This window comes from Brevibacterium jeotgali (assembly GCF_900169175.1).
GTDB classification, from domain to species: Bacteria; Actinomycetota; Actinomycetes; order Actinomycetales; family Brevibacteriaceae; genus Brevibacterium; species Brevibacterium jeotgali.
Map to the genome: position 1 here is coordinate 1 of NZ_FXZM01000003.1, position 22,778 is coordinate 22,778.

General features: G+C 64.8%; 18 protein-coding genes and 1 pseudogene. 6 read left to right on the top strand and 13 right to left on the bottom strand.

The features are described from left to right. Positions 1 to 459 precede the first annotated feature (459 nt). Positions 460 to 1,242, bottom strand: a complete 783-nt coding sequence (locus tag BJEO58_RS03525) for an enoyl-CoA hydratase-related protein (RefSeq protein WP_101587823.1) — start codon at positions 1,240 to 1,242, stop codon at positions 460 to 462. 244 nt (positions 1,243 to 1,486) lie between these two features. Further along, positions 1,487 to 2,218, bottom strand: a complete 732-nt coding sequence (locus tag BJEO58_RS03530) for a nitroreductase (protein WP_101587824.1) — start codon at positions 2,216 to 2,218, stop codon at positions 1,487 to 1,489. Positions 2,219 to 2,367: 149 nt separating this feature from the next. On the opposite strand from BJEO58_RS03530, the gene BJEO58_RS03535 reads away from it, so the two are divergent. From BJEO58_RS03535 to BJEO58_RS03545, 3 genes are all read left to right on the top strand, one after another. Further along, positions 2,368 to 2,871: an SDR family NAD(P)-dependent oxidoreductase gene (locus tag BJEO58_RS03535; protein WP_219617059.1), complete on the top strand. Its 504-nt coding sequence runs from the start codon at positions 2,368 to 2,370 to the stop codon at positions 2,869 to 2,871. A gap of 43 nt (positions 2,872 to 2,914) precedes the next feature. Then, entirely contained in the window at positions 2,915 to 4,327 is a 1,413-nt protein-coding gene (locus tag BJEO58_RS03540; protein WP_101587826.1) for an MFS transporter, read from the top strand. Positions 4,328 to 4,701: 374 nt separating this feature from the next. Beyond that, positions 4,702 to 5,316, top strand: a complete 615-nt coding sequence (locus BJEO58_RS03545) for a TetR/AcrR family transcriptional regulator (RefSeq protein ID WP_246075953.1) — start codon at positions 4,702 to 4,704, stop codon at positions 5,314 to 5,316. 107 nt (positions 5,317 to 5,423) lie between these two features. Here the strand turns inward: BJEO58_RS03545 and BJEO58_RS03550 are convergent, their stop codons facing one another. Next, on the bottom strand, positions 5,424 to 6,164 hold the full coding sequence (locus tag BJEO58_RS03550) for a 3-hydroxyacyl-CoA dehydrogenase (RefSeq protein WP_101587828.1): 741 nt from the start codon (positions 6,162 to 6,164) through the stop codon (positions 5,424 to 5,426). 116 nt (positions 6,165 to 6,280) lie between these two features. On the opposite strand from BJEO58_RS03550, the gene BJEO58_RS03555 reads away from it, so the two are divergent. After that, positions 6,281 to 7,135, top strand: coding sequence for an NYN domain-containing protein (locus BJEO58_RS03555; RefSeq protein WP_101587830.1), 855 nt, complete (start codon positions 6,281 to 6,283; stop codon positions 7,133 to 7,135). A 140-nt stretch (positions 7,136 to 7,275) separates the two neighbouring features. Here BJEO58_RS03555 and BJEO58_RS03560 read toward each other — a convergent pair whose 3' ends face one another. From BJEO58_RS03560 to BJEO58_RS03600, 10 genes and pseudogenes are all read right to left on the bottom strand, one after another. Next, positions 7,276 to 8,262 (bottom strand): NAD(P)H-dependent flavin oxidoreductase, encoded by a 987-nt coding sequence (locus BJEO58_RS03560; protein WP_101587832.1) that lies wholly within the window; start codon positions 8,260 to 8,262, stop codon positions 7,276 to 7,278. Positions 8,263 to 8,708: 446 nt separating this feature from the next. Beyond that, positions 8,709 to 9,755, bottom strand: coding sequence for an alcohol dehydrogenase catalytic domain-containing protein (locus BJEO58_RS03565; protein ID WP_101588179.1), 1,047 nt, complete (start codon positions 9,753 to 9,755; stop codon positions 8,709 to 8,711). Positions 9,756 to 9,954: 199 nt separating this feature from the next. Further along, positions 9,955 to 10,137 (bottom strand): annotated as a pseudogene (locus BJEO58_RS03570) (acyl-CoA dehydrogenase family protein); the annotation flags it as partial. Between the two features lie 48 nt (positions 10,138 to 10,185). After that, on the bottom strand, positions 10,186 to 10,968 hold the full coding sequence (locus tag BJEO58_RS14775) for a hypothetical protein (RefSeq protein WP_144573809.1): 783 nt from the start codon (positions 10,966 to 10,968) through the stop codon (positions 10,186 to 10,188). A 357-nt stretch (positions 10,969 to 11,325) separates the two neighbouring features. Continuing rightward, positions 11,326 to 12,480 (bottom strand): acyl-CoA dehydrogenase family protein, encoded by a 1,155-nt coding sequence (locus BJEO58_RS03575; RefSeq protein WP_101587835.1) that lies wholly within the window; start codon positions 12,478 to 12,480, stop codon positions 11,326 to 11,328. A 3-nt stretch (positions 12,481 to 12,483) separates the two neighbouring features. Next, positions 12,484 to 13,305, bottom strand: coding sequence for an enoyl-CoA hydratase/isomerase family protein (locus BJEO58_RS03580; RefSeq protein ID WP_219617060.1), 822 nt, complete (start codon positions 13,303 to 13,305; stop codon positions 12,484 to 12,486). Then, positions 13,298 to 15,010, bottom strand: a complete 1,713-nt coding sequence (locus BJEO58_RS03585; protein WP_101587836.1) for a long-chain-fatty-acid--CoA ligase — start codon at positions 15,008 to 15,010, stop codon at positions 13,298 to 13,300. The genes BJEO58_RS03580 and BJEO58_RS03585 overlap by 8 nt, the downstream gene beginning before the upstream one ends. Positions 15,011 to 15,013: 3 nt before the next feature. Then, positions 15,014 to 16,195, bottom strand: coding sequence for a thiolase family protein (locus tag BJEO58_RS03590; RefSeq protein ID WP_101587838.1), 1,182 nt, complete (start codon positions 16,193 to 16,195; stop codon positions 15,014 to 15,016). Further along, positions 16,192 to 17,718, bottom strand: a complete 1,527-nt coding sequence (locus tag BJEO58_RS03595) for a class I adenylate-forming enzyme family protein (protein ID WP_101587839.1) — start codon at positions 17,716 to 17,718, stop codon at positions 16,192 to 16,194. Before BJEO58_RS03595 ends, BJEO58_RS03590 begins: the two co-directional genes overlap by 4 nt. A 25-nt stretch (positions 17,719 to 17,743) precedes the next feature. Then, on the bottom strand, positions 17,744 to 18,616 hold the full coding sequence (locus BJEO58_RS03600; RefSeq protein ID WP_246075954.1) for a CoA transferase: 873 nt from the start codon (positions 18,614 to 18,616) through the stop codon (positions 17,744 to 17,746). Positions 18,617 to 18,772: 156 nt separating this feature from the next. Here BJEO58_RS03600 and BJEO58_RS03605 point away from each other — a divergent pair, with 156 nt between their 5' ends. Both BJEO58_RS03605 and BJEO58_RS03610 read left to right on the top strand, forming a co-directional pair. After that, on the top strand, positions 18,773 to 19,396 hold the full coding sequence (locus BJEO58_RS03605) for a TetR/AcrR family transcriptional regulator (RefSeq protein ID WP_101588184.1): 624 nt from the start codon (positions 18,773 to 18,775) through the stop codon (positions 19,394 to 19,396). Positions 19,397 to 20,201: 805 nt separating this feature from the next. Next, positions 20,202 to 21,083 carry a serine/threonine protein kinase gene (locus tag BJEO58_RS03610; RefSeq protein WP_101587840.1) on the top strand — a complete coding sequence of 294 codons (882 nt, stop codon included), beginning with the start codon at positions 20,202 to 20,204 and terminating at the stop codon, positions 21,081 to 21,083. Positions 21,084 to 22,778: the final 1,695 nt, after the last annotated feature.

A 22,778-nucleotide genomic window follows, 5' to 3' on the forward strand; every position in this document is an offset into this window, starting at 1 on the left:
CAATGGCCGACTCGAGCATCTGCGCGGGATCGCGCTTGGGTTCCGGAACCTGAGGCACTACATCGCCAGGAGTCTGCTCGAAGCCGGCGGCTTCAGACCTCGACTACACCCTCGTTCGTGAAGAGCCGCGAAAATGATGTCCGCTTCGCCGCCCGTCTCCTCGCGGATCCGGTTCTATTGACGTCCTCGTATTCAACCGCCACTGCGGTTCCGGTCGGTCTCGCGAGGGCCCGCTTCCCACCGGGCGGTGCGACAGCGACGACGGAGACCTGACTTCGCGCCATGGCAATGGCCGCCACGTCGATTCATCCACCCGCACCAAGGACGATAACCTTGCTGCCTCCGCGACGATGCTCAGTACCACGGGCGCTCCCTACGTGGTGCCGACGAGCTGTCGCGTCGGTCGGTGGTCATGCCGTGCAGTGGTGAGCAGTGCTGTGTGCGCCGGCGCAGTGTGCCTCAGCGTCCCTTCCACTGCGGGGAGCGCTTCTCCAGGAACGCGGCGACGCCTTCCCGGTAGTCCTCCGACGACTTCACCGTCGTGGTGGCCTCGTCCGTGCGGGACCAGCCGAGCTCCTCGGGCATTCCGAGCACGTCGTTCATGACGGTGAGGCTCTCCGCCACGGACAGAGGCGAGTTCTCACTGACCTGCGCGGCCAGGTCCAGGGCTGTGGTGAGCACCTCGCCGTCGTCGGCGAGCTCGTTGACGATGCCCAGTTCGTACGCTCGCTGCGCGCTCAGCGGCCTGCCGGTCAGAACCATCTGCTTCGCGACGGTCACGGGGAGACTGTGCCACCCGCGGAACAGACCGCCGCAGGTGGGGATCACGCCGCGGGCGACTTCGGGCAGACCGAAGCGCGCCGTCCTGTGCGCGACGACCATGTCGCAGGCCAGCACGACTTCGAACCCGCCTCCGTAGGCGATTCCCTCGACAGCGGCGATCAGCGGGGTCCGGCGACTGCGTCGGATGACTCCGTAGGGGCCGCCGCGTTCGGTCGGTGTGCCCGCACCATCGGCCAGGTCCGTGCCGGCGGAGAACGCGCGCTCGCCGCCTGTGAGGATGATGCACCGGACCTCGGGATCGTCATCCGCCTCATTGAGGGCGGCGTCCAGGGCGCTCGTCATGTGCGAGTCGATTGCGTTGCGCTTGTCCGTGCGGTCCAGGTGGATGACCAGGACGTGGTCGTGGCGTTCGAGCTCGACCCGATGAGGCAGGGGAGTCGCGTCAGTGGGTGCAGACATAGTGGTCACTCGTTCTATGGGTTGGGGGCGTCCGGGTTCTGTGCGGGGCGGAGAATGTTCGTGTTCACCTCACCGACCAGGCGGCAACGCTGCAATGGCCTCGGCGGGGGCTCCGTCCGACGGGGTGAAGAGCCGCGACCCGAGGTGTGGATCGGGGCCGGAGAGCCTGGCGGCACCCGGGCCGCGTCGGCCGGACCGCCGGGTCACTCGGACGACTGCTGCCGCGAACGAACGGCGCGCGACTCTAGTCGAAACCGACGAAGCGTGCCGCCTCGTCGACCGGCTTGCGGGCTGACACGACGTGGTTGGCGGGGAAGCTCTCGTCGGGATAGCCCATGGCCACACAGATCATGATGACGTGCTCATCAGCGATCCCGGCATGCTCGCGGACCACGGGCGACTGCATGATCCCCTGCGAGTTGATGCAGCAGCCCAGCCCGCGGGACCACGCGGCATTCACCAGCGCCGTGGTGACCGCACCGCAGTCGAAGACTGGGATATCGCCGCCGTGCAGCTCTTTGTCGTAGGTGACGACGACGGCCACCGGTGCGTCGAACTGTCGGAAGCCGCGCAGCACCCAGTCCTGGCGCGCGGCCTTGTCTTCGCGAGCGATGCCCATGGCGGCGAACAGCTGCTTGGCCACTGCGACCTGGCGGTCCCTGTGCACGCCCTCGTACTTGTGGCCCGCCCTGAATTCGCGCGATTCGGGGACCCCGGACAGGTTGCGCTCGACATTGCCGTGCCGGATCCGCTCCAGTGCGTCGCCGGTGACCACGTAGAAGTTCCAGGGCTGGCTGTTGAGCGACGACGGGGACTGCAGCGCGAGCTCAATGATCTCCGTGATGGTCTCTCGCGGTACCGGGTCCGGGGTGTAGCCGCGGATGGTGCGACGTCCCAGGACCACCTGGTCGTAGTTCGCATCGTAGCGAGTGGCCTCCGGCGCACTGTGCGGCGCAACGTCTGTGTCCGTAGTCATATCTGGACTCTAACGACCGTTCGTTCAGGCTACAAGGGTCGGACCAGCAGGTGAGCCGCGCTGCAGGCGACGACTGCACGTCCTGCGCTCATGACGGCGGACGTGCCGCCTCACTGGTAGTGCATTTCGACTTCCACCCGTCATGCTGAGTGAACGCCCCACCACCGTTCAACGTCGCCGGCGCGTCCAAGTCGGCACCCATCGAGGAGATGTCCGAGGGTGACTGGGACTTCACGGTCGACCTCGTGCTCAAGGGCATCTTCCTGTCCGTCAAGCACGAGGCGCGGGCCATGTCCGGTGGCGGCGCCATCGTGAACGTCGCAAGCCTGAACGCGCACGTGCCGATGTGGTTGGGCGCAGCCTATGTGGCGGGCAAGGCGGGAGCAGAGGGCTTCACCAAGAACGCGGCCCTCGAGCTGGGTGGCAAGGGGATCCGCGTCAATGCGATCCTCCCGGGCCTGGTGACCACTCCCTTGAGCCGCCTACATCACCGGCACCTCGCTCGTGGTCGACGGCGGCTGGGAGATCACCGGCTACCCCGACCTCAGCAAGCACATGAGCTGACTGTCGCGAGCCCCCGACCCTCCGTGCCCCGGCCCTCCATGTCATACCGGCACGGAGGGTCGATCACGTTCGGGAGCCAACCCCTATAGGCTCCTCGTATGGGAGTCGAAGACGCGCAGGTGACGATGCTTCGTGCGTGAACCCCGAATCATCCCCGGCGCTCCCAGCACCCCCAGCCCCTGGGCTGTCGTCGTCGCGCTCAGCCTCGCCGCGACCAGCGTCTCCTTCATGCAGACGCTGGTCGTCCCCATCCAGAACCACCTGCCGGAGCTGCTCGACTCCACCCGCAGCGCCACCGCCTGGGTGCTGACGATCTCGCTCGTCGCCGCAGCCGTCACCACGCCCATCTCCGGCAGGCTCGCGGATCTGTGGGGCAAGCGCCGGGTCCTGCTCGTCCTCGTCATCCTCCTCATCGTCGGCTCTCTCATCGCCGCGCTCTCGCAGGGACTGTGGTGGATGCTGGTCGGCCGTGCTCTCCAGGGCGTGAGCATGGGTGTCATCGCCGTGGGGATCTCCGTGCTGGGCGATCTGCCCGATCGCAGGCTCAGCGTCATGGGTATCGCGATCGTGAGCGCGAGCCTGGGATTCGGCGGTGCCCTGGGCCTGCCGCTGGCGGCATGGATCGTGCAGGTGGGGGACTGGAAGACCCTGTTCTGGTCGACGGCAGTCCTGGGTGTCCTCAACCTCGTCGTCGTGTGGCTGACGGTTCCCCACTCGCCCGGCACGGGACGGCACGTCGACGTCATCGGTGCCCTGGGCCTCGGTGTCGGGCTGTCCGGAATCCTCATCGCGATCTCCCAGGGGCCCGTCTGGGGCTGGGACTCGCCGACGACACTCCTCGTGGTGCTGGGCGGGGTGCTCGTGCTCGGCGTGTGGGTGGTCTTCGAGCTGCGAGTCGACGAGCCCATCGTCGACCTGCGGCAGTTCGCGCTGCGCCCGGTCCTGTTCACCAATCTGGGCGCCACGGCACTGGGTTTCTCCTTCTTCGTCATGGAGGTCGCCTACCTCCAGATCCTCGAGCTGCCCGCGCACACGGAGGCGGGCCTCGGGCTCTCCATGATCGACGCGAGCATGGCGCTGGTCCCCGCCTCGCTCGCGATGATGGCCGCGGCGCCCGTGGGAGCGCGCATCACGAACCGCTACGGAGCACGCATCTCCGCTTGCCTGGGCGCGTTCATCGGCGCGGCGGGCTACGTCGTCACACTGTTCTGGTATGACGCGGTGTGGCACTTCATCCTCGCCAGCACGATCTCCAGTGTGGGGGTGGCGATCGCCTACGCCGCGATCCCCACACTCATCATGGCGGAGGTGCCGCGCACCGCGACGGGTTCCGCGGTCGGCGTGAACGCGCTCATGCGCAGCGTCGGCACGAGCTCCGGGGCGACGGTGACCGGGATGGTGCTCGCCTCCCAGGTGGTCGTCGTCGACGGCGCCGAGGTCCCGGTCCTCGCAGGCTTCCTCACCACCTTCGCGTTCGGCGCCATCGCAGCACTGGCGTGCATGGTGCTGGTGTGGCTGTCGACGGGGAGGCGGCGGGCGAACTGAGGACACGCCCGGAATCCCCACATCGGCAAGTTCGAGCAAGGCACCCTGGGTTTGCGTACCATTGGCGCACGTGGCCACTCCCGTGGGCGCGCAAGATCCTCTGAAGGGGGCAACCATGAAGCTGTGGATTCCAGGCGGCATCGTCGGACTGATCATCATCGTGGCTCTCATCGCCATCCTGATGTGATCCCTGTGCCCCTTCCATCGCGTGCCCTGCGCGCGGTGGAGGGGGTCTCAGCACGGACTGCTGTGCAGTCCGACCGCCGGACCCTTCGCAGGGGTATGCTGAACATCTGTGCAGTACGCGACCGCTGGCACGTGTGACACGTGGCAGAATCGCTCGGAGCATTGCGTGGCAGAGGAAGGGGTGCACGGTGGTCGAGATTTCGCGCGAGGATGTGTCGCACGACGGTGACCTGGCCAGTGTGGGACGGATCCGCCAGGCGGCACTCCGCCTGTTCGCGACACAGGGCGTGTCATCGACGCCCCTGCGCGCCATCGCCGCCGAGTCCCAGGTCACCGTTGGCCTCATACCTCACCACTTCGGGTCCAAGAACGGGCTGCGCGATGACCTTGAACGCTGGATCGTCCTCCAGTTCGCCGACGCTCTTGCGCAGGCGAACGCAGCGGCGGGGGAGAAGGGCGCCGATGCGCGCGACCGGCAGGTGCATGTCGATGCCATGCTGGAGAAGAATCCGCACATCAAGGACTACATGCGCCGCGAGTTCCTGCACCCATACCCCGGTGGCACGCTGCTGAATCAGCTGACCGACCTCATCGCCGCCAGTGTGGACGATATGCGGGAGCGCGGCTTCGCGTCGTCCAGCCGCGATCGCACCGATCAAGTCGTGGCTGCCATGGTGCGGCAGCTGGGCGCGCTGTTCCTGCAGCCGATGGTCGATCAGGTCATCGACGCCCTCCCGCGCGAAAGCCGACCTGCGAGCGCGCCCGAACTCGTCGTGGACATGCGTCGGCCGAAGAGCCACTGAGCAGGGCTGAGAACAGCGAACCGCCCCGGCGCTTCCTTCTGACGAACAAGAAGCACCGGGGCGGTCTCACGCTCACGTGCTGTCGGCGTGCGGGAAGGGTTCCGCGATCAGCGCGGCGCCATGCGGATCGCGCCGTCCAGGCGGATGACCTCGCCGTTGAGCATGCGGTTCGACACGATCGAGCCGACGAGCTCCGCGTACTCCGACGGCTGGCCCAGACGGGACGGGAACGGCACCTGCTGGCCCAGCGAATCCTGGGCCTTCTCCGGTAGTCCGGCCATCATCGGTGTGAGGAACAGGCCCGGCGCGATCGTCACGACGCGGATGCCGGAGCTCGCCAGGTCACGGGCGATCGGCAGGGTCATGCCCACGATGCCGCCCTTGGAGGCGGAATACGCGGCCTGACCGATCTGACCGTCGTACGCGGCGACGGACGCCGTGTTGATGACGACTCCGCGCTCGCCGTCCTCGCCCGGCTCGTTCTTCTGCATCGCGGCTGCCGCAAGGCGGATGACGTTGAACGTGCCGATGAGGTTCACACCGACGACCTTGCTGAAGTCGCCGAGGTCGTGCGGGCCCTGCTTGCCGGCCGTCTTCTGCGCGACACCGATGCCGGCGCAGTTGACGACGCCCGCCAGCGTGCCGTTCGCGTTCGCCTGCTCGACCATCGCGGCGACGCTGTCCTCGTCCGTGACGTCGGTCTGGACGAAGGTCGCGCCCGCGGGTGCCTCCCCCTTGACGTCCGCGACGATCACCTGAGCGCCGCGCTCGAGGAGCGCTGTGGTCGTCGCGGCGCCCAGCCCGGAGGCCCCGCCGGTGACGATGAAGGTCTTGTCCTGGAACTGCATGCGTTGTGCCTCGTTTCCGGCTTGCGCCGTCGAAAGTGGTTCCGCACACATGTCTAGCGCAATTTGAACGATCGTTCAACACGCGTCGTTCCGCGCAGCGCCAGTACGCTGGGCACATGACGCCCCACTCCACTCCCTCTCACGACGACACGCGCATCGCGGTCCTCATCGACTGCGACAACGTCTCGCCCACTCACGCGGGAGCAGTGCTCGAGGAGCTCGCCTCCTACGGCACCCCGACGATCAAGCGCGCCTACGGCGACTGGACGACGTCACAGCTGAATGGGTGGAAGAAGGAGCTCAACCGGTGGGCGATCCAGCCGGTGCAGCAGTTCGCCTACACCGTGGGGAAGAACTCCACAGATTCCGCACTCATCATCGATGCGATGGACCTGATGTGGATGGGCAACGTGGAGTCCTTCGCGATCGTCTCCTCGGACTCCGACTTCACCCGTCTGGCTACGCGCCTGCGCGAGTCGGGGAAGAAGGTCATCGGTCTGGGCCGGCGCAAGACACCGATCTCGCTGCGCAATGCCGTCGATCAGTTCATCTACCTCGAACTGCTCGGCGGTGACGACAGCGACGGCGAGACGTCCAAGGAGGTCGAGGCTCCCGCTGAGAGCGCGGCCCCCGCTCCCGAGTCGCCTAAGCCCGCGTCAGAACCGGCCCCTGCCGCCACCGTGCAGACCTCCGTGACGTTCTCGGATGCCGTCTCGAACGAGCCTGCGTCCCGCATCAACCTGCAGAGCGCCCTCACCAAGGCGATCAACGCCACCAGCGGAGACGACGGGTGGGCGAACCTCAGCCTGCTGGGTCAGCACCTGAGCCGCACGCACGCGGACTTCGACCCGCGCGACTTCGGCCACAGCAAGCTCAGCGACCTCGTCTCTGAGCAGCCGTACCTCGACCACCGCACGGACGGCCGGCAGATGGAGGCGCGGCTGAAGAAGCGCTCCGGTCGCAAGCACTGAGACCGGACGGCGCGGCTCAGCGCGGCTGAGCCGAAGACAGGTGGGGCCCGGACGATGTCCGGGCCCCACCTGTCTCATCCACCGGCGATCCGGTGACGTGCGGTTCGGCGCGGCTCAGGGCGCCGACGCACTCCAGGGTGTTACGCGTTGACTGGCTGGTTCACCAGCCCGGCCAGCCGTCCGGTGATGATCTCCTCTGCGTCTGCGACGATGCGGTTGACGAGGTCTGCTGCCGAGGGCACGTCGTCGATGATGCCCTGCACCATGCCGACCGTCCACTGGCCTGCTTCGATGTCACCGTCTTCGAAGACCTTGCGGCCACGGGCCCCTGCGACCAGGTGCTGCACGTCTTCGAACTTCCCGCCCTTGTTCAGGATCTCGACCGATTCGGTGGAGACGCCGTTCTTGCGGACGCGCACGGTGTTGCGCAGCGGACGGAAGTTCAGGATCGTTTCGAGTTCGGTTCCGTCGACGATCGCCTGCTTCACGTTGTCGTGGATGGGTGCTTCCTCTGTCGCCATGAAGCGAGATCCCATGTTGATGCCATCCGCGCCCAGCGCCAGTGCTGCAGCGAGTCCGCGGCCGTCGCCGAACCCGCCGGACGCGATGAAGGGGATCGACAGCTTGTCTGCCGCTGCCGGGATCAGCACCAGTCCGGGAATGTCGTCCTCGCCGGGGTGGCCGGCGCATTCGAAGCCGTCGATGCTCACCGCATCGACTCCGACCTTTTCGGCCTTCAGCGCGTGACGCACGGCCGTGCACTTGTGGACCACCTTGACGCCGTGCTCCTTGAACAGTGGCATGTACGGCTCCGGGTTGGCGCCGGCAGTCTCGATGACGGTGATCCCCTCTTCCACGGCGACCTTGACGTACTCGTCATAGGGGACCGGGTTGATGGTGGGGAGGATCGTGAGGTTCACGCCGATCGGCTTGCTCGTCAGTTCCCGCGTCTTGCGGATCTCCGTGCGGAGGTCTTCCGGCGTGGGCTGGGTGAGTGCCGTGAGGATGCCCAGCCCGCCGGCGTTCGAGACGGCTGCGGCGAGGGGAGCACGGCCGACCCACTGCATGCCGCCCTGGACGACGGGGTGGTCGATACCGAGCAGTTCGGTGAAGCGCGTTCTGAGCATGGTGATCTCCTGTGATGTATGCCGACGGTGGTGCCCCGGACCCTGCCGCGTCGCAGGAATGGCCGAGGGTCGCTTTTCACGGTAGATCAATCTGCCCATCGCCACAATACGAACGTTCAATAAGATTGAAAAGCGCGGGCCTGCGAGTCCGCACAGTTACCGTGCAGTGAACCTTGCTGCGACCGAGGCGAACAGCTTTGCGATCTCCTCGTCTCGCTGATGCGTCGTGAGGCTGACAACTACCGCGCAGTTGGTTCGCGAATAGGCCGGGCACCGAAAGGGAGTTGCGCGAGACCTCGACGCAGTCGCGCAGTCGTGTCGCGACGATGAGTCAGTCGACTGAGGTGCCCAGGGCCCGGCGGCCGACTACGAAGGTGCACGCGCGACCAGCGACGCTGCACGCTTTGTACCCGGCAGACAGAACCCACGCAGTGCCTCGGGTGGGGTCAGGCCTCGTGGGGCACGACCACCGCGCGGCCGGTCAGCTCGCCGGCCTCCATCTTGCGATACGCGTCGAGGCCGTTCTCCAGGCTGAAGCGCTCGACCTCCGGCTCGATCTGGCCGGCGCGGTAGAGGTCGACGACTTCGTGGAGCTCCTCGATCGTGCCCCAATAGGTGTTCGTCAGCGTCGCCTCGTAGGGGTTTGTGAAGAACGACCATTCGAAGGTACCGCCGGCGATGCCGACGATGGTGCACCGGCCCTGCAGCGCCATCGAGCGCATCGCGGCGTCGATGGTGCCGCTGACGCCGACGAAGTCGAAGGCGGCGTCGACGCCCTTGCCGCCGGTGATCTCGCGGATCTGCTCGACCTGATCGGGGCCGCCCGGGACGGTGATGGCGCCGGCCGCTTCTGCCGTGGCCATCGCGTCCTCTTTCATATCCGTTGCGATGATCGTGGCACCGGTGAGGGCTGTGAGGATCTGGACGCCCAGCTGGCCCAGTCCGCCGAGGCCGATGACGAGTGCGTACTTGCCGCCGCCTGCCAGCTGGGGAAGCGCCAGCTTGATCGCGTGATACGGGGTGAGACCGGCGTCAGACAGCGGTGCGGCTGCGATGGGGTCTGCGTCGCCGAGCGGCACGAGGTTGCGGGCGGGCACGGAGACGTACTCCGCCATACCGCCGTCCCGTCCCAGGCCGATGCCCATGTAGGGATTCGTTGCTGCGTTCTCGCAGTAGGTGTCCTGGCCGCGGGAGCAGGCTCGGCAGCGCTGGCAGCCGATGGGCCCGTAGACGAGGTAGGCGTCGCCCTTCGTGAAGCCCTCGACTCCCTCACCGACTTCCTCGACCCAGCCGGAGTTCTCGTGGCCCAGCACGAACGGCGGCTTCTGCGCACCGGGGCTGCCTTCTTCGAACGTGTCGTAGATGGCGACGTCGGAGTGGCAGGCACCTGCGCCCGCGACCTTGAGGAGGACCTCGCCGGGTCCGGGGGTGGGCTTGTCGACGTCCTTCAGCGAGGGGAAAGTCTTGAAGTTCTCGAACACGATTGCGCGCATGATCACTGCCTTTCGAACAGAGAGCCGGCGAGAACCCTCCGTGCACTCCCCACTCTAGGAACATGCGCGATCGTTTATAAGAGCATGTGAGCGAACTCTCCGGGAGGGGCTCGAAAGCCTGACAACGGAGTGACGGACACGCCACCGTCTGGTGAATAGATGAAGGGCCAAGGCTGAATGGCGTTGACCCGAACTTGCGTCACTGGTGCAACGTCCTGCGCTCGCCCCAGTAGCGGAAGTTCGGGTCAACGCATTGAGACTTAGCGGCGCGTTGTGGCCAGCCCCGCGAGATTAGCTCCTTCATGATCTCATTCGCGCCGCCGTAGATCTTCTGCACGCGGGAGTCTGCGAACATGCGGACGATTGGGTGCTTGTTCATGTAGCTGAAAGCTCTAGCGAAGTCGGTCTCACGGGCGTACGTGCAACCCGATCATTTCGTTGGGACTGTGACCGTTTCTACCACCAGAGGCTCGTCGTCGTCAGTAGCAAACTTCAGTAGAAACTCTCCGCCGACTTCTGCGTTGGGGATGATTGCATACCCGAGCTGGTTGGAATCGCTGGCAACCAACGATGGTTTAAGCGAGAACTCCTCGTCGACCTGTCGGCCGGTAGGGTCGCGATATGTAATAACGTAACTCGCGCTAATTGGTCGTTCGTAGGCTTCAAAGCGAATCACCGCTTGCAGGGCGTCGTTCGATGTCGCTTGGTACGAGCCTAAGATTTCAAACCCCGCGACGTCTTCGAACTTTGTGGTTTCGCCCCGTCCGGGTAGCAGGCGATCGTCGATGGAAAGTCCGTTCACTGTATAACTTGCCAGCTTTTCGTCGTCGAACTCAAAGTCAGCGAAGATGGTGCATACGTCGTCTTGGTCGCATAGTTCTACGTCGCTTTCACGAGGGCTGAAGTTCGAGGGGCTTGAGGAGTATCCGTTGTCCGACAGTGCAGAGCTAACGAGTGCGCTATATGAAGCATATTCTTCTGCGATCGAACCAGGAGCGGCGAGGCTCGCTGCGTATTCGAACTGACTCGGGGTGTCAACAGAGAAGGCTTCGAAGTATTCATCTACCGCACTGGAGGGAGCGGGTGCCTGTGCCTCCGCGACCGGGTTCTTTGACTCGCTGGTGTTTGTCGTTTGGTCGGATGCGGGGGCGGCGCCACAGCCGCTGATTGCGAGCGCGACCGCAGCAATCGGAGCAATAAGCAACTTGTTCAACGAGCCTCATTCCATAACGGGGCTACCTGGCACGTCTTTTGAGTCCGGGGGCATCCCGGGGCTCATTACGGCAGGAAGGGCGGTTCTCAGTCTACCGTACGTCTTTCGTGATAAACGTGCAGGCTTGTGTGCTTGAGATCACTCCGCGCGGTGTCTGAAGCGAGCTTCACTGCCAAACCGCGAGGTGATGCCGAGCGGAAAGTGGTCTGTACGATTAGTCAACGAAATGGGACTACTCTGCGTATCGCAGTGACTCGAACTTCTGCTATCGGGTCGAACGCCGGACATTGTTCCAGTGGCGAAAGTTCGGTTCAACGCGTTGAAGCGGCGACGGGGCGCGCGGTAACTGCGCTCTTGTCACAAACCCCGCGAGATCAGCTCCTTCATGATCTCGTTCGTCCCGCCGTAGATCTTCTGCACGCGGGCGTCCGCGAACATGCGGGCGATCGGGTACTCGTTCATGTAGCCGTAACCGCCGAACACCTGCAGGCAGCGGTCGACCACGCGGTTCTGCGCATCCGTCGCCCAGTACTTGCCGGCCGATGCCTGCTCCGTCGTCAGCCTCCCGTCGATGTGCAGGCTGGTCAGATGATCTGCGAACGTACGTGCGGCGAACGCCTCCGTCGCACATTCCGCCAGCACGAACTTCGTGTTCTGGAAGCCCAGAATCGGCTGCCCGAACGCCTCGCGCTCCTTCGCGTACGCGATCGTCTCCCGCACTGCGGTCTCCGCTGTCGCCGCACCGCCCACGGCGATGGTGAGCCGCTCCTGCGGCAGCTGCTGCATGAGCTGGATGAAGCCCTTGCCCTCCACAGCGCCTAGCAGGTTGGCGACGGGCACGCGCATCTCCTCGAAGAACAGCTCACGCGTGTCCTGGCCGTGCAGCCCCACCTTGTCGAGCACGCGACCACGGGAGAACCCGGGAAGATCGTTCACCTCTGCGACGATCAGCGACAGACCCTTCGCGCCCGGTGCGTTACTGGTGCGGGCGACGATGACGACGATGTCGCAGTGCGTGCCGTTCGAGATGAACGTCTTCGCCCCGTTGATGACATAGTCGTCCCCGTCGCGCACGGCCTTCGTCTTCACCGCCTGCAGGTCCGATCCGGTGCCGGGCTCCGTCATCGCGATCGCTGCGACGATGTCGCCCGAGGCCATGCCCGGCAGCCATCGCTTCTTCTGCTCCTCCGTGCCCACGGCGTTGATGTAGTGGGCGATGATCGTCGAGTGGACGCTGTTGGCCCACGAGGTGTCCCCGGCGAATCCCTGCTCCTGCAGGATGATCGCCTCATGGGCGAACGTGCCGCCGCCCCCGCCGTACTCCTCCGGGATGGAGACGCACAGAAGACCCGTATCGCCGGCCTTGTTCCACAGGTCGCGGTCGACCTGGTGCTCGGCCGCCCACCGATCCTGGTGGGGCGTCACCTCGTTGGCGATGAACTCGCGAGCCAACGCCCGCAGGTCGTCCGTCTCCTCCGTCTCCCACGCAGCCCTGTATCCGTCGAGAATCATGTCTCACGCTCCCTTGAAGTCAGCTGTACGGCGCTCTGCGAAGGCGGAGATGCCTTCCGCCGCGTCCTCCGTGCCCAGGAGCAGAAGGAAGTTCCGTCGTTCCAGATCCAGACCCCGGCTCAGCCCCAGTTCCTCCGCGTGCCTGGCCGCGTCGGCGGTGAGGCGCACAGCCAACGGTGCGTTGCCCGCGATCGTCTCCCCGATGCCGACTGCGGTATCGAGCACGTCCACGTCCGCGACGACCTCGGCGACCAGCCCTGCCGATTCCGCCCACGTAGCCGTGACCGGCTCACCCGTGAGCAGCATCCGCATCGCCTTCGCCTTGCCGAGGGCGTGGACGAGCCGCTGGGTGCCGCCGGCGCCGGGCAGGACGCCCAGCTTCACCTCGGGCACACCGAACTGCGCGGATTCCCCGGCGATAGCCATGTCGCAGGCCAGCGCGATCTCGCAGCCGCCGCCGAAGGCCATGCCGCGGACTGCAGCGATCGTCGGCTTGTTGAGACGGGCGATCGTGCTGAAGAGCCCGTCGAACGCGAGCTTGTCCAGCGGCGCGGCCTTCTGCATCTGCGGGATCTGCGTGATGTCCGCACCGGCGCAGAACGCCTTGTCCGAACCGGTCAGCACGATCGCCCGGACGGAATCGGTCGACTCCGCATCCGTCAGCGCCGCTGTCAGCTGGGCGACGAGGTCGACGGACAGCGCGTTGAGGGCCTTCGGCCGGTCGAGGGTCAGCACACGGACTCCGCCGCGATCCTCCACTTGGACGAATACCTCGTCACCTGCGGCAGCCGCCGAGGCCGGCGTCGGATTGGTCTGTTCACTCACTGTGGGTGGTCCTCTCGTAGAAGTCCGCGTACTCGGAACGGATGCGCTTCTTGTCGAACTTGCCGACGGTGGTCCGCGGGATCTCCGCAACGACTTCGACCGCTTCGGGCATCTGCCAGTTCGCGAATGCCTGCGACAGGTGGGCGTGCACCGACTCCCGCTCGATCGTCCGTCCCGGCTTCGGCACGGCCAGCACGAAGGGCCGCTCCTGCCACTTCGGATGGGAGAGCCCCACGACGACAGCGTCCGCGATCGCCTCGTGGCTCAGCAGCAGGTTCTCCATGTCGATGGAGGAGATCCATTCGCCTCCGGACTTGATGACGTCCTTGATGCGGTCGGTGACCTTCAGGTAGCCGTTCGCATCGATCGTGCCGACGTCGCCGGAGCGCCAGTACCCGTCGACGAACCGGCCCTCCAGGTCGTGCTCGTCCATCCCGTTGTAGGTCGCGGTGATCCAGGGGCCGCGCACGCAGATCTCACCCTGAGTCGTCCCGTCGTGGGGGACCGCGTTGCCGATCCCGTCCAGCAGCACGATGTCCACGCCTGACACGGGCAGGCCCTGCTTGCGCTTGAGCGCGAACAGCTCCTCGTCGTCCAGAGCCGCGCGGACGCTGGGCTTGAACCGGTTCAGTGTGACCAGCGGGCTGGTCTCCGTGGCTCCGTAGGCGTGGACGACCTCGGCGCCGGTGAGCTCCCGCAGCCCCTGCATGAGGGTGAGCGACGGCTCCGTCGCCCCGGACATGAATCGCGCCCGGCTGAAGTCCGGCTTCTCCTCCATCGTGCGGATGTAGTCGAGCATGGGATTGAAGATCGCAGGCGCCCCGTTCGCGACGGTGACGCCCTCGCGGATCATCGCGTCGACCAGCGGTTCGGTGTCCTCCGCGCGGTAGCGGCCCGGCAGGACGATCTTCGCCGCGTTGTAGACCGCACCCTGCGGAAGTCCCCAGCCGGAGCCGTGGAACATCGGGGTGATGAGCATGACGCAGTCGTCGACGCCCATGCCCACGCCCTGGGTGATCGCCGTCGTGTGCAGGTAGATCGAGCGGTGGGAGTAGAAGACGCCCTTGGGCTTGCCCGTCGTGCCGGTGGTGTAGCAGGCGGCGAAGGCACTGGACTCGTCGATCTCCGGCCAGTCGAACTTCTCGTCCGCAGCGGCGAGCAGGTCCTCGAAGTGGACGGCGTTCTCCAGCGTCGTGGAAACCTCCGCCAAAGGCTTGTCCGTCATGACGACCCACGTGCGGACGTGGGGGACGTGCGGGGCGACGGCCTCGGCGATCGGCAGGAGGGTCTCGTCGACGCACACCACGGTAGTGCCCGAGTCCTTGAGGACGTAGGCCATGTCCTCCGGCCCCAGGCGCAGGTTCAGCTGCACCATGACCGCGCCGATGCCGGGGATGGACCAGTAGAGCTCGAAGTGGCGGCGGGAGTTCCAGTCGAGGACACCCACCTTGCCGCCGGGCACCACACCGAGGTCGGTCAGCATGTTCGCGCCGCGCTGGATGCGCGCGTAGGCGTCCGCGTATGAATACTCGGTCCAGCCGTCGTCCGGGGTGCGGTAGACGATCGGCTGCTCCGGGTAGGTGCGGGCCGCGTGCCGGATCATGGTCGTCGTGTTGAGCTGGACGTCGTCGCCCATCGTCGACGGTGCGCCCGTGACCCGACGCGGTCGCTGGGTGGGGGATACGGAGGAGGTCGTGTGCGTCATTGCTCAGAGCCTTTCGATGATGGTGGCGTTGGCCATGCCGCCGCCCTCGCAGATGGTCAGCAGGCCGTAGCGTGCGTCGCGGCGCTCCAGTTCGGACACGAGTCCCGTCAGCAGACGGGCGCCGGTGGAACCGATCGGGTGGCCGATCGCGATCGAGCCGCCGTTGACGTTGAGGATGTCGTCGGAGACCCCGAACTCCCGCTGGAACAGCAGGGGCACGGGCGCGAACGCCTCGTTGACCTCGATGAGGTCCATGTCGCCGATCGTCAGCCCCGCCTTGGCAAGCGCCAGATGGGAGGCAGGCAGGATCGCGGTGAACTGCAGGACCGGATCCGCCGCACGGGCGACGCTCGCGACGATCCGCGCCCGAGGCCGCAGCCCCGCTGACTCCGCCGCATCCCGATCCGCGATGAGCAGCGCCGCTGCCCCGTCGGAGATCTGCGAGGAGTTGCCGGCGGTCACCTTCCCGTCGGGGGAGAAGACCGGGGCCAGCGAGGCGACCTTGGCCGGGTCCACACTGGGACGGATGCCTTCATCAGCGGTGAGTGCGACCTCGGCGCCGTCCTTCGTGAGCCCGTTCAGCGGGACGAGGTCGTGCGTGAACCGCCCGGCCTCCGTCGCGGCGGCCGCGCGGTGGTGGCTGCGGATCGCGAAGGCGTCCATCTCCTCGCGAGTGAAGCCGTACTCCTTCACGACGAGGTCGATCGAGCGGCCTTGCGAGGGCAGGTCGCCGTCGAAGCGGGCCAGCGCCTGCGTGCCGTACCACTCTCCCTGCGGGCCGGCCGGGTCGAAGAGCGGCCCGAGGTCCGTGCGGCTCATCGATTCGACGCCGCCTGCCAGCGCGAACCGGTAGTCGCCGGCGCGCACGGCCTGGGCGGCGAACTGCACGGCCTGCTGGCCGGATCCGCATTGGCGGTCGATAGTGGTGCCCGGCAGTGCGACGGGCAGACCCGCGCCCAGGACGGCGTTGCGGGCGACGTTGCCGGTCTGCTCGCCGCGCTGCAGGCCGACCCCCACGATCGCGTCGTCCAGCAGCTCCTGGTCCACTCCGGAGCGCTCGACGAGGTGGCCGATCGTCGTGGCCATGAGATCTACCGGGTGGTGCTCGCGCAGCGCTCCACCGCGCTTGCCGACGGGCGTGCGGACCGCGTCGACGATGACGGCCTGGGGTGCGGGTGCGTTCATGCGGAGATCGTCTCCCTCAGCTTGTGCTTCTGGATCTTGCCGGACGGGTTGCGCGGGATCTCGTTGATGAGGAGCTCCCGCGGGATCTTGTACTCGGACAGCAGCGGTGCGGCGAACTCCCGCAGGCCCTCGAGCGTGGGGTTGCCGCCCTCAGCGGGGGTGACGACGGCGACGACGGTCTCGCCGAACTCCTCGTGAGGGCGGGAGATGATCGCGAGGTCGGCGATCTCCGGGTAGGCGGCCAGTGCGTTCTCGACCTCTGCGGAGTACACGTTCTTGCCGCCGGTGATGATCATGTCCTTGAGGCGGTCGACGATCGTCATGAAGCCCTCGTCATCGACGTGGGTGAGGTCGCCGGTGTGCACCCAGCCGTCGACGACGGTCTGGGCGGTGGCGTCCGGGCGGTTCCAGTAGCCCTTCATCATCGTCTCGCCGCGCATGATCATCTCGCCCACCTCGCCGGGGGCCACATCGTCGCCGTTCGCGTCGACGACGCGGATCTCCGTGTTGGGGATGGGGAAGCGACCGGAGGTGGTGGGCTTCCTCTTCACGTCCTCGTGGGTGAGGATGATGCCGCCGGGGCCGCCCTCCGTCTGGCCGCACGCCTGATTGATCTCCGTGTCCGGGAACGCGGCGAAGAGCTTCTCCGCCATCGATCCGGGCATGGGGGCTGCGCCGTAGAAGGCGATGCGGAGGCTGGAGAGGTCGCGGTCGGCCAGATCCGGGACGCGCAGCATGAACGCGTACATCGTGGGGACGCCGAAGAAGACCTGGATGCGGTGCTCCTGGATCGCGTCGACGGTGGTCACCGGGTGGAACGCGGAGTGGATCACTTGGTGCGCGCCGATCATCACTCCGGGGAAGAACAGCAGGTTCAGCGCGGCCGAATGGTAGAGGGGTGCGACCTGGAGGATCCGGTCGTGCAGGCGCAGACCGAACGCGATGCCCGCGTTCACTCCCACCCAGATGACGCGGTGGTGGTCGAAGAGGGCGCCCTTGGGCTTCCCCGTCGTGCCGGAGGTATAGATGATGAGCGCGTCGTCGTCCTCCCGGATCTCCAGGGTGAACTCGTTGTCCGGACGGGCATCGGCAGCCGCGAGGACGTCTTCGAGGTCACCAGCAGGCCCCAGCGACAGCACGGTGGTCGTCGCGGCGGTCTCCGGGTGTGCGGCGATCCAGGCGGCGACGGCGTCCGCGCATTCGGGCCCCACGAGGAGGATGTTCGCGCCGGTGTCCGTGATGAAGTGCTCGACCTCTGCGGCGGCGGACTTGGGGTTGACCGGTGCGACGATCGCGCTGGCTCGCAGACCGCCGTAGACGCCGACCCCGAAGCTGTCGGAGTTGCCGGACAGGACGACGAGGCGGTCGCCGGGTCGCAGACCACGTGAGGCGAGTTCAGCGGCGAGCCGGTCCACGCGGGAGTCGAGCTCGCGGTACGTGGTGGTGCGGCCCTCGAAGGTGAGCGCGGGGCGGTCGGGGTAGGTGTGGGCGGTGGTGCGGAGGATTCCGGGGAGGGTGGGCATGTCGACTCCTTCGTCGAGGGCTTGTTCAGCTGGTCGCGCCCGGGTGATCTAGGCGGGGGGCGGAGGGATTGAGGATGGGTTCGATGGGGAGGTCGTGGGTGTGTGCCAGCTCCATCCACGTCTGCGTGGGGCGGGCTGCGAAGGCCCGGGTCAGAGTGTCGTGGTCGGAGCCGATCATCTGGCCGACTGTCGATGCGAAGTGCGGTTCGACGGCGCCGATCGCGATGTGCCCGTCGGCAGTCGCATAGGTCTGGTAGAAGGGTGAGCCGCCGCCCAGGTGCGCGCCGGGGGAGGTGAGGCCGTGTCGTGCCATCCCAGCTGCCCAGTGCGCGGCATCGTCGAGTGCCACGCGCTGAACGATGCCGCCCGAGGTGCCCGCCGGGTCCTGCTCTCGTTGACGCAGTCCTGCCAGGCCTGCGGTGACCGCGCGCTCGCCTCCCAGGATGTCTGCGATCGGGACTGTCGGCATCGTGCCGGGCACCAGGGAGCCGTGGGCGGCCTGGTAGGTGAGGTCGTGGCCGGGGACGTCTGCGCGGTCGCCGTTGAAGCCGACGATCTCGACGTGGACCAGGCCGTGGCGTTCGACGAGCGAGGGGAGACCGAGGGATTCTGCTGCACGCGGGCGCATCGAGGTGAGGAGGACGTGGGCACCGGCCGCAAGGCTGTCGAGTGTCGCTCTGTCTGAGTCCGTCTTGAGGTCGAGCACCATGACCTCTTGGTGGGCGGCCAGCTCGCGGTAGTACTGGGGCGCCGCGTGCTGCAGCGGATCGCCGGACGGTGGTTCGACTTTGATGACACGCGCACCCATCGCGGTCAGGCGGGCTGCGGCGAGTGGCCCCGGCAGGTTGACGGCAAGCGTGATGACCGTGATGCCTGTCAGTGCTGCTGAGTCGTCCACGCTGTCTCCTTGCGGTCGGGCTACGGCGTCGTCACCGTCTTGAACGAATGTATAGAACTTTGAAGAGTTGTTCAATAGGGTGGGTGGCAGGATCTGGCAGAGGCCGATGGATCGAAGAGCGTCCAGGGAGGGAGTGCTGTGGCACAGGGGGCAGCGGTGAAAGATGACCAGGACACCGAGCATGATCGGGATGGCGATCTCACGCGCCGAGCGCGCATCCGCAACTCGGCGCTCAGCCGATTCGCGGCGCACGGGTTCGCGGGTACGACGCTGCGGGCGATCGCGGAGGATGCCGGTGTGACTGTGGGGCTGATCCCGCACTACTTCGGGTCGAAGGATGGGATGCGGGACGGGGTGGAGCGATGGATCGTCAGCCTATTCGCCTCTGCCATCGAGGACGCGGATGCGGAGTCCGATGAACAGGTGGCGGGCACGCGCGAGCGCAACGCAGCGGTCGCGCGGATGCTGCAGGAGAACCCGCTGGTCGTCGACTATCTGCGCCGGGAGATCCTGCAGCTGGACGGTGACGGCGCGCTCATCTCACGGCTGGTGCTGCTGACGCGGGAGAGCGTGGACACGATGCGCGAGGCCGGCCAGGCGTCGACGGAACGACACCGCGTCGAGCAGGTGGTCGCGGTCATGGTCCGGCAGCTGGGGCAGCTGTTCCTACAGCCGATGGTCGATCAGATCGTGCACGAGTTCCCGGAGGAGGAACGGCCGGAGACGGCGCCGGAGCTGAATGTGGGCGTGATCCCGGCTCGGGTTTCTCGACGTCCTTGAGGGACGCGAAGGTCTTGAACTGGTCGATCACGATTGCGCCCATGTCTGCCATTCATCGCGGGGTACGGCGGGATCCCGCCGCCATCGCCCGCAACACCTAGGTGTCGGAACAACGACGCATGTGGGTAGAAGCATGCGAGGTGGGTCTCCGCGGATACTCACCGTGTGTGCAATTGGCTAGGAGCGCAAGCGTCATACGAGGTTCTTGCCTTATGCTCGGTGCACGACCGCCTCGTCGCTCTCCGACGCACTGTCTTCCGAGAACTTGCCGCTGAAAAACGTACCGTGGATTGGTCGGACAGCCCGTCATACCTCCGTCTCGTCGCATGCTCGCAAGTGATCCGCGCTTTCGGACGACCCGAGATACGCATTGCATTCGGATGCCCCAGATGATTCACCCGCTCTGAAGAAGCGCGCGAGATTTCGGCGAGCCATCCACTAATTCAGTTGCGGCTACTAGACAACGATGACTCTGTGAAGCGTGTGAGCTCGACTGCGCCCTGGACGGTCGTGAAACGCTGGTTACGTGGTTGCTCGCATACGAGACGACCGCGACGTCGCAACCGGTGTTGCACCGTGTTTGGGCGTTGAGGTTGTCAGAGTCGGGTGACTCAGCGTGGTGCGCTTCCACCTGAAACTATGCCATTATGAGGCGTGTCCCCTCACTCAGATGCGAGGCGAAGTGGAGAAACAAGAATCTAAAGAAGGGGTAACCTAGGCTCATGACCGAAGCATATGTCAACGGAGCAGATTATGGTCGGAGTCGTTCCTTGACCCAGCCCCAAGAAGGCTGGTGTAGTCAGTGATGTTACCTGCTATTCCGTTCAACAGTGGAGATGTCGAAGCTGCGTTTCCAGAACTGTGCGTCGTCGTTCCACATTTGGGGCAGGGTGCTTTTAAGGTTGCATTTAAAGCATTCGACTGCGACGAACCTCTGGTCTTGAAGATAATATATGCACATCCTCTGGAAAGGGAGATTGGCGAGTTCGACTTGGAGCATGCGCCGGAACGAATCGCGCGAGAAATCGCAGGCATGAGCTCTATCGATTGTCCAAATGTTGTGCGTTTGAAATCTAAGCCAGTTCTCCGGCAAATCGGTAGCGCGCGCTATCTAGCGTATGAAGAGCCGTTTTACGGCGGCAGTACGTTAGACCAGAGGTTGGCTGGTGACGTGATGGATCGAAAGGAAGTGCGGCGGTTAATGGTGGGGCTCTTGCGTGCTTCCAAAGCTTTGTGGGACTCTGGCGAGATCGTCCATCGCGATATTAAGCCGAGTAACGTTGCGTTTGACGAAGCAGGTGAGCCAGTTCTCCTCGATCTCGGCATCGCGTTATTTGGAGGGATGTCGGCTATCACTGCGACTGATCATGAGTCGCCGAGAACGCCGTTGTATGCAGCACCCGAGCAATTCGAACTGCGGCGGAACGTCCAGATAGATTTCAGGACGGACCAATACTCGATCGCCCTCACGGTCCTTGAAGCAGCGATCGGCGCGCACCCAATTTATCAAACTGGCATGCGAGAGGCTGAGTACTTTCGCGCATTGGAAAATTTCGACCCATCAATCCTCGAAAGTTTCCAACTAGACTCGGACGTTCGTGAAGTTATCGGCCGCATGTTATCCCGTCGTTCATACGGCAGGTATCGGAGCCCAAATATTCCTCTCGAATTGCTTGGAGCTGCATAATGTCTTTCATGGTTCAGCATGGTTACGGGAAAGCTCAAAAGATTAGTGACCTCCATAATCGTACTCGCGTGGCGGGAGTCATCCTCAGTCCAGGTGATGAGGACGAGGACGCCTTGAGTGAAACTGCAAAATGGTGTTCAGAGAATGATCTTAAAGTGTTCATAGATCCACAGACGTATCGCTATTCCACTAGACCGCCTGGCGCCGGTCGGAAGCACGATGTTCACGGCCTTGATTTCGGCGGACTCACATGGGCGGAAGATGCGGACTCAGTTTCGAGATTCATTGCAGCGGTCGGCCGGTTAAATAGTCGGCTCAATTCAAATGGCGAATGGATTGCTCCGGCTCCGTTGCAAGATACCCTTGCAGACGTATGGACGCCTCTCGCTGTCCAGTTTGCACGGACCGCAGGGCATCAATGGGGAGCGGATAGGACGATCGCAACAGTTGCCATTGACGAATCGGCTTTGGCGGATTGGGGATCTGTTGAGCGGTGGCTCGATGTAGTAACTACACTTCCCGTCAGCGGCTTCTACATACTGGTCAGTCGACCCAGTACGAACTACCCCCCGCTTCCATGGGCACCCGCGAAATTGTCCAACCTTCTACGTCTAGTGCACGCTCTAGGCACGTTAAATGATTTTAAGGTGATTCTTGGGTTCACGGAGTTCGAGGGCATCCTGTCGATTGCCGTCGGGGGGTCGGTGGCAGCGTCGGGTTGGTCTTACACGCTTAGACAATTTAGTTCTGCAAAATGGATGAATCCAGCCACTGGAGGGCGGCCCGCCACTGTGCGCACTCATTTGAGTCGAATGTGGTCTCTTCCGAAGGCGGAGTCGGAATCAGCTATACTGTTCAATTCGGAGTTTAAGGGCGTCGTTTTTACGCCCGCAGAAGTTGCACGTTTCGATAACACTTCATTTGACGCGTTGACTCGGAGTGCTGCTCAGGTTGACTTTCTTGAAGGTCTCGCTGTTAGGTCGAATCTCCTGAGTAGCGAGCCTTCAATTTCGGAGAGGGTGCGCGTTGTGCAAGGGAGTCTTGAACGCGCAATAGAACTATGGGATCAGGTGAGTGGGAGCGGGCTGATAGTTGACCCAAGCTATCGTAATCGCGTGGTTTCGTTGCGTGATGGCCTGAATTCGTTCGTTGCTCAGGTGGCCCTGTGAGCTGAGTTGTTGGCTAATCCGCGGATCAGTAACTCTATTAGCCATGCGTCGTGGCTGGGACTGGTTTCCCTCCCTGGCGCAGGAAGCCGCCATTCTAGCCTTCCCTGGCGTTCTGCGATTAGTCCGACACAATTGATTTCCATGATATGATCCGGAATACTTCTGCTCACGCGGTTCGGGACGATGATCGCGGTTCGTGCGGTGCCGAGTCGGTACTGGGTTGCCTGCCTTACAGCTTTTCTCCAATCGGCCATCTTCGCTTCGAGCGCAATCGAGTCATGCACGATCCTCGCGGAACTCGTCATGTAATGTTCGTTCCATCCTTGGCGCCGGAGTTCATTCGCAAGCGAGCGCTCTCGCCGACTTGTCACATTCGTGGGCGCGCCCATTAGGCTCTTTGCGGCAGTCAAACTAGGTAGGCGTAAGCCTTTGCGCTTGAACGATCGTAGTGCAGATGAGGACGCGGTAATTAGTACTCCGTCCGGTCTTCCAAACTCGAGGCTCGGCTCAAGTAGCAGGAACGTAC

What these genes read in the sequence shown, in the direction of transcription:
- BJEO58_RS03525 (WP_101587823.1), bottom strand. Translation starts at nt 1,242, where the DNA reads ATGTCTGCACCCACTGACGCGACTCCCCTGCCTCATCGGGTCGAGCTC.
- BJEO58_RS03565 (WP_101588179.1), bottom strand. Translation starts at nt 9,755, where the DNA reads ATGCGCGCAATCGTGTTCGAGAACTTCAAGACTTTCCCCTCGCTGAAG.
- BJEO58_RS03575 (WP_101587835.1), bottom strand. Translation starts at nt 12,480, where the DNA reads ATGATTCTCGACGGATACAGGGCTGCGTGGGAGACGGAGGAGACGGAC.
- BJEO58_RS03555 (WP_101587830.1), top strand. Translation starts at nt 6,281, where the DNA reads ATGACGCCCCACTCCACTCCCTCTCACGACGACACGCGCATCGCGGTC.
- BJEO58_RS03595 (WP_101587839.1), bottom strand. Translation starts at nt 17,718, where the DNA reads ATGCCCACCCTCCCCGGAATCCTCCGCACCACCGCCCACACCTACCCC.
- BJEO58_RS03560 (WP_101587832.1), bottom strand. Translation starts at nt 8,262, where the DNA reads ATGCTCAGAACGCGCTTCACCGAACTGCTCGGTATCGACCACCCCGTC.
- BJEO58_RS03610 (WP_101587840.1), top strand. Translation starts at nt 20,202, where the DNA reads ATGTTACCTGCTATTCCGTTCAACAGTGGAGATGTCGAAGCTGCGTTT.
- BJEO58_RS03590 (WP_101587838.1), bottom strand. Translation starts at nt 16,195, where the DNA reads ATGAACGCACCCGCACCCCAGGCCGTCATCGTCGACGCGGTCCGCACG.
- BJEO58_RS03585 (WP_101587836.1), bottom strand. Translation starts at nt 15,010, where the DNA reads ATGACGCACACGACCTCCTCCGTATCCCCCACCCAGCGACCGCGTCGG.
- BJEO58_RS03530 (WP_101587824.1), bottom strand. Translation starts at nt 2,218, where the DNA reads ATGACTACGGACACAGACGTTGCGCCGCACAGTGCGCCGGAGGCCACT.
- BJEO58_RS03550 (WP_101587828.1), bottom strand. Translation starts at nt 6,164, where the DNA reads ATGCAGTTCCAGGACAAGACCTTCATCGTCACCGGCGGGGCCTCCGGG.